16 protein-coding genes are annotated in these 15069 nt (G+C 71.7%); 6 read left to right on the forward strand and 10 right to left on the reverse strand.

Going from position 1 to position 15069, the window contains the following annotated elements; translation table 11 throughout:
* Positions 1 to 26 precede the first annotated feature (26 nt).
* From OG439_RS43910 to OG439_RS43925, 4 genes are read right to left on the reverse strand one after another with little or no spacing between them, the layout of a single operon-like run.
* Positions 27 to 572 carry an NUDIX hydrolase gene (locus OG439_RS43910; protein WP_326946275.1) on the reverse strand — a complete coding sequence of 182 codons (546 nt, stop codon included), beginning with the start codon at positions 570 to 572 and terminating at the stop codon, positions 27 to 29.
* Positions 569 to 1915: a coenzyme F420-0:L-glutamate ligase gene (locus OG439_RS43915; protein WP_442792260.1), complete on the reverse strand. Its 1347-nt coding sequence runs from the start codon at positions 1913 to 1915 to the stop codon at positions 569 to 571. The genes OG439_RS43910 and OG439_RS43915 overlap by 4 nt, the downstream gene beginning before the upstream one ends.
* Positions 1908 to 2897, reverse strand: coding sequence for a 2-phospho-L-lactate transferase (cofD, locus tag OG439_RS43920; protein ID WP_326946277.1), 990 nt, complete (start codon positions 2895 to 2897; stop codon positions 1908 to 1910). Before cofD ends, OG439_RS43915 begins: the two co-directional genes overlap by 8 nt.
* Entirely contained in the window at positions 2894 to 3673 is a 780-nt protein-coding gene (locus OG439_RS43925) for a GNAT family N-acetyltransferase (RefSeq protein WP_326946278.1), read from the reverse strand. The genes cofD and OG439_RS43925 overlap by 4 nt, the downstream gene beginning before the upstream one ends.
* A 67-nt stretch (positions 3674 to 3740) precedes the next feature.
* Between OG439_RS43925 and OG439_RS43930 the strand changes: the two genes are divergently transcribed.
* The 3 genes from OG439_RS43930 to dapC all read left to right on the forward strand — a co-directional run bounded on the left by OG439_RS43930 (position 3741) and on the right by dapC (position 5444).
* The gene (locus OG439_RS43930) at positions 3741 to 3917 is read left to right on the forward strand and encodes a hypothetical protein (RefSeq protein ID WP_247060972.1); all 177 of its coding nucleotides are present in this window, start codon (positions 3741 to 3743) and stop codon (positions 3915 to 3917) included.
* A gap of 112 nt (positions 3918 to 4029) precedes the next feature.
* On the forward strand, positions 4030 to 4356 hold the full coding sequence (gene fdxA, locus OG439_RS43935) for a ferredoxin (protein WP_247060974.1): 327 nt from the start codon (positions 4030 to 4032) through the stop codon (positions 4354 to 4356).
* Complete coding sequence (gene dapC, locus OG439_RS43940) at positions 4353 to 5444, forward strand: succinyldiaminopimelate transaminase (RefSeq protein WP_326946279.1); 1092 nt, start codon at positions 4353 to 4355, stop codon at positions 5442 to 5444. The genes fdxA and dapC overlap by 4 nt, the downstream gene beginning before the upstream one ends.
* Here the strand turns inward: dapC and OG439_RS43945 are convergent.
* Positions 5441 to 6088 carry a TetR/AcrR family transcriptional regulator gene (locus OG439_RS43945; protein WP_326946280.1) on the reverse strand — a complete coding sequence of 216 codons (648 nt, stop codon included), beginning with the start codon at positions 6086 to 6088 and terminating at the stop codon, positions 5441 to 5443. The two genes, dapC and OG439_RS43945, sit on opposite strands and share 4 nt — an antisense overlap.
* A 44-nt stretch (positions 6089 to 6132) precedes the next feature.
* Here OG439_RS43945 and OG439_RS43950 point away from each other — a divergent pair, with 44 nt between their 5' ends.
* On the forward strand, positions 6133 to 7551 hold the full coding sequence (locus OG439_RS43950) for an FAD-dependent monooxygenase (RefSeq protein ID WP_326946281.1): 1419 nt from the start codon (positions 6133 to 6135) through the stop codon (positions 7549 to 7551).
* Positions 7552 to 7572: 21 nt separating this feature from the next.
* Here OG439_RS43950 and OG439_RS43955 read toward each other — a convergent pair whose 3' ends face one another.
* The 3 genes from OG439_RS43955 to OG439_RS43965 all read right to left on the reverse strand — a co-directional run bounded on the left by OG439_RS43955 (position 7573) and on the right by OG439_RS43965 (position 10051).
* The gene (locus OG439_RS43955; protein WP_326946282.1) at positions 7573 to 8511 is read right to left on the reverse strand and encodes a CHAD domain-containing protein; all 939 of its coding nucleotides are present in this window, start codon (positions 8509 to 8511) and stop codon (positions 7573 to 7575) included.
* Between the two features lie 105 nt (positions 8512 to 8616).
* Complete coding sequence (gene dapD, locus OG439_RS43960) at positions 8617 to 9615, reverse strand: 2,3,4,5-tetrahydropyridine-2,6-dicarboxylate N-succinyltransferase (RefSeq protein WP_326946283.1); 999 nt, start codon at positions 9613 to 9615, stop codon at positions 8617 to 8619.
* Positions 9616 to 9643: 28 nt separating this feature from the next.
* Positions 9644 to 10051 carry a hypothetical protein gene (locus OG439_RS43965; protein WP_326951764.1) on the reverse strand — a complete coding sequence of 136 codons (408 nt, stop codon included), beginning with the start codon at positions 10049 to 10051 and terminating at the stop codon, positions 9644 to 9646.
* A 56-nt stretch (positions 10052 to 10107) separates the two neighbouring features.
* Here OG439_RS43965 and dapE point away from each other — a divergent pair, with 56 nt between their 5' ends.
* Complete coding sequence (dapE, locus tag OG439_RS43970) at positions 10108 to 11178, forward strand: succinyl-diaminopimelate desuccinylase (protein ID WP_326946284.1); 1071 nt, start codon at positions 10108 to 10110, stop codon at positions 11176 to 11178.
* 120 nt (positions 11179 to 11298) lie between these two features.
* Positions 11299 to 12111: a DUF3152 domain-containing protein gene (locus OG439_RS43975; protein WP_326946285.1), complete on the forward strand. Its 813-nt coding sequence runs from the start codon at positions 11299 to 11301 to the stop codon at positions 12109 to 12111.
* A 62-nt stretch (positions 12112 to 12173) separates the two neighbouring features.
* Here the strand turns inward: OG439_RS43975 and OG439_RS43980 are convergent, their stop codons facing one another.
* Together OG439_RS43980 and OG439_RS43985 are read right to left on the reverse strand one after the other, a co-directional pair.
* The gene (locus tag OG439_RS43980; protein ID WP_326946286.1) at positions 12174 to 13226 is read right to left on the reverse strand and encodes a chitinase; all 1053 of its coding nucleotides are present in this window, start codon (positions 13224 to 13226) and stop codon (positions 12174 to 12176) included.
* 151 nt (positions 13227 to 13377) lie between these two features.
* Positions 13378 to 14985 carry a M28 family peptidase gene (locus tag OG439_RS43985; protein WP_326946287.1) on the reverse strand — a complete coding sequence of 536 codons (1608 nt, stop codon included), beginning with the start codon at positions 14983 to 14985 and terminating at the stop codon, positions 13378 to 13380.
* Positions 14986 to 15069: the final 84 nt, after the last annotated feature.

A 15069-nucleotide genomic window follows, 5' to 3' on the forward strand; every position in this document is an offset into this window, starting at 1 on the left:
GTGGTCCTCCCTCTCCCGGCTCCAGGCTAGTGCCCGGCACCGACAGAAACCGCCGCTTTCACCAGATCGGCGAGATCCTCGGAGCCGGCCGGGAGCGCGTCCACCGGCCACCACCGCAGGTCGTCGGACTCGTCGCTGCGCACCGGCTCCGCACCCGGCGGCGCGTGCACGGCGTACCGGACGTCGAAGTGCCGCGTCGGCACCCCGAGCGAGCAGGTGATCGGGTGGACGTCCAGGTGCACCGGCGCGTCCCCGATCCGCAGGCCGGACACGCCGGACTCCTCGGTCGCCTCCCGCAGCGCCGCGTCGGCCAACGACACGTCGGACGGTTCGCAGTGCCCGCCGAGCTGCAGCCACCGGCCGACGCGCGGGTGCAGCGTGAGCAGCACCCGCGTGCCGGTGTGGTCCAGCAGCACCGCGGACGCCGTCAGATGCCCGGCCTCGCACGACCGGCGGCACGTGTCGTCCCGCGCCGCGAGGAAGCCGAGGAACGCCTGGCGCAGCGACTCCTGGGACGCGTCCGGAGGCGTCCACGAACCCAGCGTCGCGACGGCTTCGGCGTGCAGGCTCACAGCTCCAGCAGCCCGTCACCCGGCGCGGCCGCGCCCCGCGGGGCCGGCTCGTCCAGCGGGATGCCGATCGCGACCGAGCCCAGCGGCTGCCAGCGCTCGTCCAGGCCGAGGACGTCGCGGACGACGTCGGCGGCGAAGATCGTCGACCCGATCCAGCACGAGCCGAGGCCTTCGGCGGCGAGCGCGACCAGCAAGCCCTGCACCGCGGCCCCGCCGGCGACGGTGAACATCGTCTTCTCGCAGTCGTTGCGGCGGGCGTCGGGGTAGGTGTGCGCGCCGTCCGGCACCAGGAACGGGATGACGATTTCCGGGGCCCGGTAAAGGATGTCGCCGCGGCTGAGCCGCTTCTCGACCTGCTCCGGGGTGAACTCGTCGCCGTTGAGGTCCGCCTGCCACGACTCGCGCATCGCGTCGAGCAGCTCCTTGCGCTTCGCGCCGTCGCGCAGCCAGACGAACCGCACCGGGTGCGTGTGGTGCGGCGCGGGCGCGGTCAGCGCGGAGCCGACGGCTCGCCGGATCGACGTCGGCGAGACCGGTTCGTCGCTGAACTGCCGCACCGACCGCCGGACCGGCACGGCTTCCCGGCGGCCCTGCGCGATGGCTTCGTTGGTGCCCAGCCGGAAGAGGTCCTCTTCGAGCGGCCGGATGAGCGTCCGCGCGGTCGAGCCGTCGTCGAAGAGGTCCAGACCGCGGACGACGGCGACCGGCGTCCCGCCCAGCTTGCCCTTGACCAGGTCCGCGGCCGACGCGAGCTCGTCGGCGATCGCCACCTCGGTGACGGCCAGCTCGTTGCCCTGGCCGTCGATCGTGCCCCGGTAGGCGTGCAGCACGCGCAGCCCGGACGCGCCGATGGCGTTGTCGGTCTGCCCGACCCGCCAGGCGCGGCCCATGGTGTCGGTGACGACCACGGCGACCTCGACGCCGAGCCGTTCGCGCAGCCCGTTGCGCAACGCCAACGCCGACGCGTCGGGGTCGGCGGGCAGCAGCGCGACCTCGTCACCGGCCACATTGGACGCGTCGATGCCGGACGCCGCCTGCACGATGCCCAGCGGGTTCTCGGTGATCACCGTGCGGGCGATCCGCGCGACGATCCGGACGGCTTCCTGCTCGACGAGCTTGCGGCGGGCGGCGTCGCGGGCCTCGGGCTCGGTGGGCACGCGGACGAGCCTGCCCTCGGCCTTCGAGACGATCTTGCTGGTCACGACCACGACGTCGCCCGAGCGCAGCCAGGGCGCGGCGGTGACGATCGCGCCGGTCAGGTCGTCGCCCGGGCGGAACTCGGGCAGCCCGGTGACGGGCAGGATCTCCAGCTTCGGGGAAGCGTGGTCGGCGGTGTTACTCAACGGGGGCTCCAGCGAGTTCGAGAGCGGCGCGGGCCATCGCCGCGGTCGCGTCCACATCGGACATCAGCAGCGGCACGTCGCGGACGGTCACGCCCGGCACATCGGCCGTCTCGCCTTCGGCGATCAGCCAGCCGTCGAGCACGCCGTCGTCCTTGCGCGAGCCGTAGTGCCGGCCCACCGCCTCGGCCGACGTCTCGACGCCGATCGCGGTCAGGCAGGCGTCGGCCATCCCGCGCAACGCCTTGCCGCCGATGATCGGGGACACCCCGACCACACCGGCGGACGTCTTGCGCAGCGCGTCCCGGATCCCCGGCACGCCCAACGTCGTGCCGACTGACACCACCGGGTTCGACGGCGCGAACAGCACCGCGTCGGCGCCGGCGATGGCTTCGAGCACGCCCGGCGCGGGCTTGGCCTCGTCAGTGCCGACGGCGACGATCGAGTGCGCCTTCGGCTCGGCGCGGTAGCGCACCCACCACTCCTGGAAGTGGATGGCCTTCTGCTGGCCGTCCTGGTCCGGGTCGTCGATCACGACGTGCGTCTCGACGCGGTCGTCCGACATCGGCAGCAGCCGGACGCCGGGCTGCCAGCGGTCGCACAGGGCCTCGGTCACCGCGGACAGCGGGTAGCCCGCGCGCAGCATCCGGGACCGGATCAGGTGAGTGGCGATGTCCTTGTCGCCGAGCCCGAACCAGTCCGGGTCGGCGCCGTAGGCCGCCAGCTCCTCCTTGACCACCCAGGTCTCGCCCGAGTGCCCCCAGCCGCGTTCCTTGTCGATCCCGCCGCCCAGGGTGTACATGCAGGTGTCGAGGTCAGGGCAGATCCGCAGGCCGTGCATCCAGACGTCGTCGCCGGTGTTGACCAGCGCCGTCACCTCGTGCGGCGACTCGCTCGCGCCCTCCGGCGCCATGCCCAGTGCTGCCTTGACTCCCAGCAGGAAACGGGCCCCGCCCACTCCGCCGACCATCACCACGATCTTCACGACGTCGAATCTTCCTCTCCCTCGATGCGCGAGCCGGGTGCGGGCACCCAGTAGCGGTATCGGTGGTGCGGGGCGTACCCGAGCCCCGCGTAGAGCGCGAGCGCGCCCTCGTTGCCTTCCGCGACCTGCAACACCGCGCGATCGGCTCCGTGTTCCACGCCCCAGGTGCCCAGCGCCGCCATCAGCGCGGACGCGAGCCCGCGGCGCCGGAAGGCCGGGGCGACCTCGAGCCGGCCGACGTGCAGCCAGCCGTCGACCAGCGCGCCGCGGACGACACCGGTCGTGACGCCGTCCAGCGTCGCGACGCCGTAGCCGACCTTCCCGCCGGTCAGGACCTGCCGCGCGGCGGGGGAGTCCTCGCCGGGCCCGAGCGTCAGCTCCCACCAGGCGTCCGAGGGCTCATCCGTCACTTTCACGTGAAAGTGACCACCTGGGGGCGGCACTTTCACGTGAAAGTGCCGCTCTGGCGCCAGCGGCGCGGTGAGGACGACGACCTCGTGGCCACGGCGGTGACCCTTCGCCTCGACCCAGCCCTCGGCGACGATCGCGTGCTCGTTCGGGCTGTCGCGGACCACCTGCGCCATCGGCGGGATCCCCCGATCGTGGGCGAAGTCACACACCGCGTCCAGGGCCTCGCGGACCGGCCGTCCGGCGTCCCCGACGGCCAGGACACTGTTCGCACGGCCGGTGAAGCCGCCGGCCCAGCGGAGCACCCACTCGCCGAGCTGCGCTTCGGCCAGCGGGGGCCAGGCCCGGCTGCAGCGGATCTCAAGCATTTCGGGAGCATTCACGGCTAGATTGTCCCTGAGGCGGCGAACCGATTTCCGAAGGAGGCCGGGTGCGATGGGCGTCCAGCGCAAGGACGAACGGCACAAGGAAGAGCTGGTCGACGACATCTCCGAGGGCTTCAACCGCGCTGTCGGCGCGAAGGAGGACGAAGAGGGTGCGCCCGCCAAGCCCAAGTTCGTGATCACCGGCGATGCCCGCGCCGTCCCGCCCAAGCGCCGCCGCGACCGTTGATCCCCGCCATACCCCGAGTATGGCTAAGGGTTGCCTCACCATCCCGACCGGTGGCCGTGCCGCGTAATGTCGGCGGCGACTGGCTGTTGGCAGAGAAAAGCAGGAGTGCGCAGTGACCTACGTGATCGCCGAGCCCTGCGTCGACTTGCTCGACAAGGCGTGTATCGACGAGTGCCCCGTGGACTGCATCTACGAGGGCGAACGGATGCTGTATATCCACCCGGACGAGTGCGTCGACTGCGGCGCCTGCGAACCGGTCTGCCCGGTCGAGGCGATCTACTACGAGGACGACGTCCCGGACGGCTGGTCGGACTACACCAAGGCCAACGTCGACTTCTTCGACGAGCTGGGCTCGCCCGGCGGGGCGTCGAAGGTCGGCAAGACGGCCCACGACCCCGCCTTCGTCAAGGCGCTGCCCCCTCAGCCCCAGGGCGAATGAGCCGCGTCGCGCTGCCCGACTTCCCCTGGGATTCGCTCGCCGAGGTCAAGGCCACGGCGCAGGCGCATCCCGGCGGGGTCGTCGACCTCTCGATCGGCACGCCCGTCGACCCGGTCCCGGCCGGCATCCGTGACGCCCTGGCGTCGGTCTCGGAGATCCCCGGGTACCCGACGACCCACGGCATCCCGGCGCTGCGCGCGGCGGCCATCGCCGCGCTCGGCCGCCGCCACGGGGTCACCGGCATCGAGGCCGGCGCCGTGCTGCCGACGATCGGGTCCAAGGAAGCCGTCGCCTGGCTGCCGCGGCTGCTGGGCTTCGGCGAGGGCGACCTCGTCGTCATCCCGGAGCTGGCCTACCCGACCTACGAGGTCGGGGCGCTGCTCGCGGGCGCGTCGATCCTGCGGTCCGACGGCTTGACGGCGCTGGGCCCGCAGCGCCCGGCGATGATCTGGCTCAACTCGCCGTCCAACCCGACCGGTCGCGTGTTGCCGGTGGAGCACCTGCGCAAGGTCGTCGAGTGGGCGCGCGAGCGCGACGTCGTCGTGGTGTCCGACGAGTGCTACCTGGCGCTCGGCTGGGAGACCGAACCGCTGTCGGTGCTGCACCCGGACGTCTCCGGCGGCAGCACCGAGGGCCTGATCGCGGTGCACTCGCTGTCGAAGTCGGCGAACCTGGCCAGCTACCGCGCCGGGTTCCTGACCGGTGATCCCCAGCTGATCGCGCAGCTGCTGGAGATCCGCAAGCACGCGGGCATGATCGTGCCGCGCCCGGTCCAGGAGGCGATGGTCGCCGCCCTGACCGACGACGAGGCCCTGGCCGCACAACGCGAACGCTACGCCCGCCGCCGGCTGGCACTGCGGAAGGCGTTGCAGGACAACGGCTTCCGCGTCGACCACTCCGAGGCCGGCCTGTACCTGTGGGCCACCCGCGACGAGGACGCGCACGCGACGGTGGCGTGGCTCGCCGACCGCGGCATCCTGGTCGCACCGGGCACGTTCTACGGCCCGACCGGCCGCCGCCACGTCCGCGTCGCACTGACGGCGACGGATGAGCGCGTCGACGCGGCTGTCGAGCGCCTGAGCGCCTAGTAGTCGCGGCCGGTGAAACCCCGGTAGACGAACCGGGTGAGGGCCTCGACCGCCTCTTCGTCGGTCGGTGGGGTCCAGCCGGTGGGGGCCGGGTCGAGCAGCCACATCTGCGCGAAACTGTCGACCAGCCGGTACATCATCACGATGCTCAGGTCCAGCCGCGCCGGCAGTCGCATGCCCGCGGCCGTGATGTGCTCGAGGTGGCCGTTGAGGTCCGCCGCCTGGGTGGCGCCGAAGCCGGCGAGGGTGCGGGCGAACGCGTCGTTCACCAGCGCCGCCTGGCCGAGGGCGCGCATCGTCGACGCGTGCTCCTTGTAGAACTCCCAGTACTGCGCCACGTGCCAGCGCACGGCCGCCGGGTCGCTGAAGTCCGAGAGGTGGCCCTCGGTCAGCGCGCTCTCGTCGCCTGAGGTCGCGATGTCGGCCAGGAGCGCTTCGAGCAGCTCTTCCTTGCTGGCGAAGTGGTTGTAGAACGACCCCGCCGCGCGCCCGGCCTCCGCCGTGATGTCGGTGATCTTGGTGTTCAGGTAGCCCTTGTGCGCGAACACGCGCCGGGCCGCCGCCTTCAGCGCGGCCTCGGTCTCCGCCGCCTTCTCCTTGCGGTTCACCGCCACCTCCTTGACGCGGGACGCTAGCAGTGCCATTCTGAATCCAGATTCACTGAATTTCAATTCACTGGGAGGGCGACATGGACACCACGGTGCTGATCGCGGGGGCGGGGCCGACCGGGCTGACGCTGGGCATCGAACTGGCACGGCGCGACGTCGCCGTGCGGATCATCGACAAGGCCGAGACGTTCTTCGTCGGCTCGCGCGGCGACGGCCTGCAGCCGCGCACCCTGGAGGTCTTCGAGGACCTCGGCGTGCTCGACGCCGTGCTCGCGCAGGGCGCCGCGCCGGTGCCGATGAAGATCCACCTCGGCGGCGAGGTCGTCGGCGAGCGGATGATGTTCGACCCGGTCGAGCCGACGCCGGCGAAGCCGTACCCGACCGGCTGGTTCCTCGGCCAGTCCCAGACCGAGGGCATCCTGCGCGACCGGCTCGCCGAGTTCGGCGTCCGCGTCGAACTGGCGACCGCGCTGACGGGCTTCGAGCAGGACGCCGACGGCGTCACGGCCACGCTGAGCACGGGCGAGACGGTCCGCGCGGCGTACCTGGTGGGGGCCGACGGCGGCAAGAGCCTCGTGCGCAAGGCGCTGGGGATCGCCTTCGAGGGCAGCACGGACGAGTCGATCCGGATGCTGCTCGGCGACGTCCGGGCGGAAGGCCTCGACCGCGGTTACGGCCACTGGTTCGCGACGCCGGAGAACCCGATGAGCGGCATGATGTTCAGCCCGCTGCCGGGCACGCCGCACTTCCAGTTCGGCGCGCCGCTCGGCGACGGCGACGTGGACGTCGAGACGGCGCTGCCCGCGGTCCAGGCCCGCCTCGACGCATTGACCGGTGGCGGCGTCGTGCTGTCCGACCTGGCCTGGTCGACGGTCTGGCGGCCGAACATCCGGCTCGCGGAACGCTTCCGCGACGGCCGGGTCTTCCTGGCCGGCGACGCGGCGCACGTCCACCCGCCGACCGGCGGCCAGGGCCTCAACACCGGCGTCCAGGACGGCTACAACCTCGGCTGGAAACTCGCCGACGGCTCACCGGAGTTGCTCGACAGCTACGAGGTGGAGCGCCGGACCGTCGCGGCGCGGGTGCTGGGCGTCTCGACGGGGCTGCTGCAGAAGTACAAGGACGGCGACGAGGACGCCCACAAGCGCGGCGAGGACACCCAGCAGCTGGACATCACCTACCGCGGCGGCCCGCTGTCCCCGGCCGGCACCGGCGCGCTGCAGCCGGGCGACCGCGCCCCGGACGCCCCGCTGACCGACGCCAACGGCAAGCGCGTCCGGCTGTTCGAGCTGTTCCGCGGCCCGCACGCGACGGAGCTGTCCTTCGGCGACGGCCCCGGGTCCGGCCTGCGGATCCTCCCGCAGGGGAGCGTCGCGACGGGTGCGGACCTGGTCGACGACGACGGCCACGCCTACGCGGCGTACGAAGCCGAGGGCGGCCGGACGGTGCTGGTGCGGCCGGACGGGTACGTCTGGTCGGTCTCGGTGCCGGTCTCGTGAGTGGTAATGCGGGTTAGAACCCTAATTACCACTCACGACGGCTTGCGCGGCGGCGTCGACGGCTTCCCAGGAGGCTCGCCACGTCGCGCGGGCCTCGGCCCGGCGGGTCAGCTCGCGCTCCGCGATGCGGCCGGCCACGAAGCCGATCGCGCTGTCGCCCGTGTCCAGGACCGTGCGCATCCGCTCGGCCGCGAGCACCGCGTCCTGGTGGTCGCCGAGCACCGTCTGGAAGTCCTTCGTGGCCGTCAGCAGCGCCTTGATCCGCTTGGCCTGCTTCTTCTTCGCCGACGTCTGGGCCAGCTCGGCGGCGTACCGCAGCTTCTTGCCGTGGATGCGCAGGGCGTGCAGGTCGTCGTCCGGCGGGTCGGCCGGCAGCGCGCGCACGGCCTTGGCGAGCTTGCGGTGCGGCTTGGCCAGCCCGGCGATCAGGTCGCGCTGCGGAACGTCCACAGTGGACGGCGCCGCCCGCGTCAGCAGGCTGACCTCGCGCAGCAGCGTCGAGTACCGGGCGCTGGACAGGGCCCGGGTGAGCCGCCCCTTCGCCGTCGCGCGCTCGGAGACGAACCGGGAGACCAGCTGCCGGCCGGCGGGCTGGTCGCGGACCTCGAAGTCGGCGATGACCTCGCGCAGGTGCTCGATCAGGACGTCGTGGTCGCGCACCTCGCCGAGCGACTGGCCGAGCCAGCCCAGCTCGGCCCGCACCGGCTCGGCGCCGTCACCGACCAGCTCGCCCGAGAGCTTGAGCACGCTGCGCATCCGCCGCAGGGCGACGCGCATCTGGTGCAGGTCCTCGGGGTCGGCGCCGGAGCGCGTGCCGGGCTCGTGCGCGAGCAGCGCGCGGATCTCCCGGTCGAGCTTGGCGCGCACGTGGTGGACCGCCGGATCGGCCGGCCGCGCCTCGACCGGGACGTCGGGCAGTCCCAGCTCGGCCGGGGTGTGGGGCAACGATTCGGTGGTCACCAGATGAATGGTAGGTGAACAACCCGACGTCACCCAATAAGCCGTGAAGGCCTCCTTACCGGCTGTAAGCGCCGGTAAGGAGGCCTTCACGGCTTTCGGGAAGCCTCAGTTGGCGTGCAGCATCGCGTTCAGCTCGACGCCGGAGCCCGCGCGCGCGACGACCTCGACCGCGCCGGTGCCGGAGTTGCGCCGGAAGACCGCGTTCGAGACGCCGTTGAGCTCGCGCGCCTTGACGACCTTGCCGTCGACGAGGACCTTCGTGCCCGCCGTGACGTACAGGCCGGCTTCGACGACCGTGTCGTCGCCCAGGGAGATGCCGATGCCGCCGTTCGCGCCGATCAGGCAGCGCTCGCCCAGCGAGATCGTCTCCTTGCCGCCGCCCGAGAGCGTCCCCATGATCGACGCGCCGCCGCCGACGTCGGAGCCGTCGCCGACCACCACGCCGGCCGAGATCCGGCCCTCGACCATGGACGCGCCGAGCGTGCCGGCGTTGAAGTTGACGAAGCCCTCGTGCATCACGGTCGTGCCGCTCGCCAGGTGGGCGCCGAGGCGGACGCGGTCCGCGTCACCGATCCGGACGCCGGCGGGCATCACGTAGTCGACCATCCGCGGGAACTTGTCGACGCTGTAGACGGTCACCGCGCCGCGCGCCCGCAGCCGCAGCCGGGTCGCCTCGAAGCCCTCGACCGGGCACGGGCCGTGGTTGGTCCACACGACGTTCGCCAGCAGGCCGAACAGGCCGTCGAGGTTCTGGCCGTGCGGGCGCACCAGGCGGTGCGAGAGCAGGTGCAGCCGCAGGTAGACGTCGTGGGTGCCGGCCAGCGCGTCGGCCAGCTTGCCGATCGTGGTGCGGACGGCGACGACCTCGACCCCGCGGTCGGTGTCCGGGCCCAGCAGCGCCGCGGCGGCCTCGCCGAGCACCTCGGTGGCCTCTTCGACGCTCAGGACGTCGGTGCCGGAGGTGTCTGACGTGCCGGACGCGCCGGTCTCGGTCAGCTTGGGCTGCGGGTACCAGGTGTCGAGGACCGTCCCGTCGGTCGCGACGGTGGCCAGCCCGACGCCGGTGGCGCCGGTCGTTTCGGGGTTCGGGGTCTGCTCGCTCACGGCCCCAACCGTAGTGGAGTGACCTGGGTCAACCCTCTGTGGGCCGGGCGTCGACCTGCTTCTTCAGCCCCGAAAGGGCGGCGGCGATGTCGACCAGCGCCTGCGTGCAGGGCCCGCCCGGGTCCGCGACCGTGGTGCAGCCGGTGCTCCGGAACGTGCCGACGGCCCGTTCGAGCCCGGCCGCCTCGGTGACCAGCTGCGGGTCCTTGTCGCCGGCGCGCTTGCGGGCCGAGCCGGGGACGCTGCCGAGCTCCGTGACGTACTTCTCGCAGCCCTTCGGCAACTGGGTCCGCGGGCTGGCGTAACACTGGTCGGCGGTCAGCGCGTCCAGCTTGGTCGGGAGCGCGTCCGGCCCGGGTTCGCCGCCCTGCTTGGGCGTCGGGCCGGCCTCGCTGCTACAGCCGGACAGGAGCAGGACCAGCAACGCGCCGCCCACGGCGACCGGGAACCTAACCACGCACCCACGGTAGCCCTGCCGGTAGCGTGCCGGTCATGAGCCTCGACCTGCACGCCGACCCCGTCGACCTCACCGCCGCCCTGGTGGACGTCTTCAGCGTCTCCGGCAGCGAGGCGGAACTCGCGACCTTGGTGCAGGAAGCGCTGTCGAAGCAGGCGCCGCACCTCGAGGTCGTCCGCAACGGTGACGCCGTCCTGGCGCGGACCCACCTCGGCCGCGGGTCGCGGGTCGTGCTCGCCGGGCACCTGGACACCGTGCCGGAGAACGGCAACCGGCCGTCGCGGCGCGAGGGCAGCGGCGACGACGGGACCCTGCACGGCCTCGGCACGGTCGACATGAAGAGCGGCGACGCGGTGTTCCTGCACCTCGCCGCGACGCTCCCGGAGCCGAAGCACGACATCACGTTCGTCTTCTACGACAACGAAGAGATCGAAGCGGTCAAGAACGGCCTCGGCCGGATCGAGCGCGAGCTGCCGGAGTGGCTGGCCGGGGACCTGGCGATCGTCGGCGAGCCGTCGAACGGCGTCATCGAGGCCGGCTGCCAGGGCACCATGCGCGTCGAGCTGCGCTTCACCGGCACCCGCGCGCACACGGCGCGGGCGTGGATGGGGGAGAACGCGATCCACGCGCTCGCCGAGCCGCTGCGCCGGCTGGCGGAGTACGAGCCGCGCATCGTCGACATCGACGGGCTGACCTACCGCGAGGGCCTGCAGGCGACGGCGATCCGCGGCGGCGTCGCCGGGAACGTCGTGCCGGACGAAGCCGTACTGACGGTGAACCACCGCTTCGCCCCGGACCGCGACCCGGCGTCGGCGGAGAAGCACCTGCGCGACGTCTTCGCGGGCTTCGAACTGTCCGTTGTGGACCTTTCGCCGGGCGCGCTGCCGGGCCTGTCCGCCCCGGCGGCGGCCGAGCTGGTCGCGGCGGCGGGCGGCCAGGCGGCGGCGAAGCTGGGCTGGACCGACGTCGCGCGCTTCGCGGCCCTGGGCATGCCGGCGGTGAACTTCGGCCCGGGCGACCCGACGCTGGCCCACACCCAGCAGGAGAATGTCCGCACGGCGGAGATCCGGCAGGTCGCCGACGTGCTGCGCAAGTTCCTGGGCTGAGTGTCGGGCGTCACACCCGAAGGTCCTGAACTGCGGTGAAGCTCTACAGTCGCGCGAGCTTGCAACCTTTCCCCGGTGCGAGCCGTATCCACTGGTGACACCGCCTGTTGGGGAGGACCCATGCCGAAAACCGCCGCGAGACGAGCCGCGGCCGTCGCCGTGCTCGCCCTGGCGGTCGTCGGTGCCGTGACCGCCTGTGAAGGCCAGCCCGTCGCGGCGCCCGCGGCCGGGCCCGTGGTCATGGCCATCGCGGACGCGACGTCCGTGCCGCCCCCGCCCGCCGAACAGCCCGCGCAGCAGCCGCCACCGCAGACCCAGGCGCAGACCGTCCTGATCACGTTCCCGCAGACCGGGTCGGGCCAGTGGATGTTCACCCCGGGCAGCGACCAGGTGGCCGGGACACAAGGCCGGCTGATGCGGTACCGGATCGCGCTGGAGACCGACATCGACGGCGTCGGGCCCGCCGAGTTCGCCAAGGACATCCGGACGATCCTCGGCGACCCGCGCGGCTGGACCGGCGGTGGCGAGTGGCGGCTGCAGCAGGTCGGCCCGGACGACAGCGCCGACTTCACGATCTACCTGGCCACCCCGGCCAGCCGCGACCGGCTCTGCGGCGGCACCGCGGACGGCTACACGTCGTGCCGCAACGGCAGCAACGTCGTGCTCAACGTCGCCCGCTGGGCCAACGCCGTCCCGAACTACGGCGCCCCGCTCGCGTTGTACCGCCAGTACATGGTCACGCACGAGACCGGGCACCGGCTGGGCCAGGGCCACGAACTGTGCCCCGGCACGGGAAAGCCGGCGCCGGTGATGGAGCAGCAGACGCTCGGCCTGCACGGCTGCGTCCCGAACCCCTGGCCCTTCCCGAACGGCCGCTCCTACTCGGGCCCCTCGGGCGAGTACAACGACCCCATCCCCGCCGGCGACTCCTGAAAGCCGTGAAGGCCTCCTTACCGGCCATAAGAGCCGGTAAGGAGGCCTTCACGGACTTGGGATCAGCGGCCCTGCAGGGACTTGACGTTGTTGCCGAAGGTCCAGGCCTTCGAGCCGTCCCAGTTCAGGGACCACGTCATCAGGCCCTTCAGGCTCGGGATCGCGCGCCACGCCTGGGAAACCAGGCTCGTCGACATGTAGCCGCCGCCCGCGCCGGGCTGCGCGGGCAGGCCCGGGACCTGCTTGTCGTAGGGCACCTTGATCGTGGTGCCCTGGACGACCAGGCCCTGGTTGAGGCAGTTGGTCTGCGCGGTGAAGCCCTGGACCGTGCCGGCCTGGTACGAGTCGCCGGCGCAGCCGTACATCGAGCCGTTGTAGTACTGCATGTTCAGCCACCACAGGCGGCCGTTGTCCGCGTACTTCTTGACGATCGGCAGGTACGCGCCCCAGATCGAGCCGTACGTGATGCTGCCGCCGGTGACGTAAGCGGTCTCCGGCGCCATCGTCAGCCCGAAGTTCGACGGCATCTGCGCGAGCACGCCGTCGATGATGCGGATCAGGTTCGACTGCGACGCCGAGAGCGTCTTGATGTTGCCGCTGCCGGTGAGGCCGGTCTCGATGTCGATGTCGATGCCGTCGAAGTTGTACGCCTTCAGGATCGGCACGATCGTGGCGACGAACTTGTCGGCGACGGCCGACGACGAGAGGTCGATCCCGGCGGCCGCGCCGCCTATCGACATCAGGAGCGTCGAGCCGGCGGCCTTGGCGGCGCACATCTCGGCGGGCGTGGAGACCTTGACGCCGGCGTCCATCCCGTTCTCCCACAGCACCGTGCCGTCGGAGCGGATCACCGGGAACGCGGCGTTGATGACGTTGTAACCGTGCTGCGCGATGCGGCTGTCGGTGATGGGCACCCAGCCCAGTCCGGGGTGGACGCCGTTCGCGGCGCCGTCCCAGTTTTCCCAATAGCCTTGCAGGACCTTGCCCGCGGGACGCGACTTCACCGCGCACGTGTCGGCCTGCACCGCCCCCTGCGCGGGGGCCGACACGAGCAGCGGGACAGCCAGCGCTGCCGCCAGAAGGGTTCCGAAAAAGCGGGTTCTCCGACCGGGCATACCGGCTCCCATCTTCGATGAAGCGAACGCGGCGTGTCCGCTCAAGATAGGTGCCGCCGGGAACCGCTGACTACCGACGATCGGGTGGTCTAGACAAATTACCGGGGGTGGCACTTTCACGTGAAAGTGCCACCCCCGGTCGTTCCGAGGGTCAGACGGTCAGCGTCCAGGAGGACAGGTAACCGGTGTCGGCCGGGCCGACGTCACGCAGCTGCAGCTTCCACGCGCCGTTCGCTGCCTCCGACGAGGCGTTGACGGTGTAGGTGGTGTCGAGGTTCGCCGTCGAGTCACTGCTGGAGCTCTTCAGGCGGTAGGCCGAACCGTCCGGAGCGACCAGGTCGATGACCAGGTCACCGCGGTAGGTGTGGGTGATGTGCACCTCGACCTTGGTGGTGCCGGACGCGTTGCGCGCGCAGCCGCCGACGGTCGCGGTGCTGCTCACCGCGGCACCCGGGTAGTCCGGGATGTTCAGCCGGGTCCCGTTGGTGACCGGCGCGCACGACGACGTGCTGCCGACACCCAGCGAGAACGCCGCCGTGTGGTCGACGCTCGCGCCGTCGGCCGTCACGGTGATCGGGAACGTCCCGGTCGGGGTACTGGACGTCGTCGCGATGGTCAGCGTCGAGGAGCCGCCCGACTGCACGGTGGCCGGGCTGAACGACGCCGTCGCGCCCGCGGGCAGGCCGGACGCCGTCAGCGCGATCGACTGGGCCGAGCCGGACGTCGTCGCGGTGCTCACCGCGACCTGCAGCGACTGTCCGGGTTGGACGGTCCCGGCGGTCGGGTTCAGGCTCACCGAGAAGTCGTTGCCCTGCGGCGCGGCGACGGCCAGCTTCCACAGCGCGTACCCGATGGCGTCGGAGTTCTTCTCCAGCGGCGCGTCCGGGATGTTCGACGTCGTGTCGCACGCGCGGTGGTAGCAGTTGTCGAACGCCGCACCCGCGGTGCCGCCCCACTTCTGGGCCTGCGCCGAGCTCTTGATGTCGCCGGCGCCGGTGGCCAGGCCGCCGACCGGGATGCCCGCGCTCTTGAACGACGCGTGGTCGGACCGGCCGTCACCCTCGCTGTCGCCCTCGGTCTGGATGCCGATCGAGGAGAAGTACTCGTCGAAGATCGCCTTGACCGAAGCGACGTCGTCGTAGACGAAGTAACCCCAGTTCTTGGAGCCGATCATGTCGAAGTTGAGGTAGGTCTTGATCTTCGTGCGCTCGGCGCTCGGCAGGTTGTTGACGTAGTACTTCGAGCCGACCAGGCCGGACTCCTCGTCGGCCCACCAGGCGAAGCGGACGCGCTTGGCCATCGCCGGGTTGGTGCGGGCCAGCGTCAGCGCGGTCTCGAGGATCGACGCGCTGCCGGAGCCGTTGTCGTTGATGCCGGGCCCGGCGCTGACGCTGTCGAGGTGCGCGCCGAGCATGATGACCTGGCTCGCGTCGCCCTGCGGCCACTCCGCGATCAGGTTCTGCGACTGCCCGATGCAGCTGCTGCAGGTCTGCCGGGTCGTCGTGTACCCGGCGTTCTTGAGCAGGTTTTCCACGTAGGTCACGGAAGCCGCGTACCCGGCGCCGCGCGCCGAGCGCGTGCCGCCGTTGTTGTTCGCGATGGTCTGCAGCTGGTTGAGGTGGGTCTTGATGTTGGCCAGCGAGATGTCCGGTGCCGCGAGCGTTGTGACCGGTGCGGCTGTAGCCGCAGGCGCGGTCACGACCCCTAACACAGCGGCCAGGGCGGTGACCCCGGCGCCGAGCTTCGTCTTCCACTTCATGGCGGTGAGTTCCTTCGGTGAGGGAGGGGGACAGCCGTGAAGGACTCCTTACCGGCTCTTAAGGCCGGTAAGGAGTCCTTCACG

The organism is Amycolatopsis sp. NBC_01307 (assembly GCF_035975215.1).
Classification (GTDB): Bacteria; Actinomycetota; Actinomycetes; order Mycobacteriales; family Pseudonocardiaceae; genus Amycolatopsis.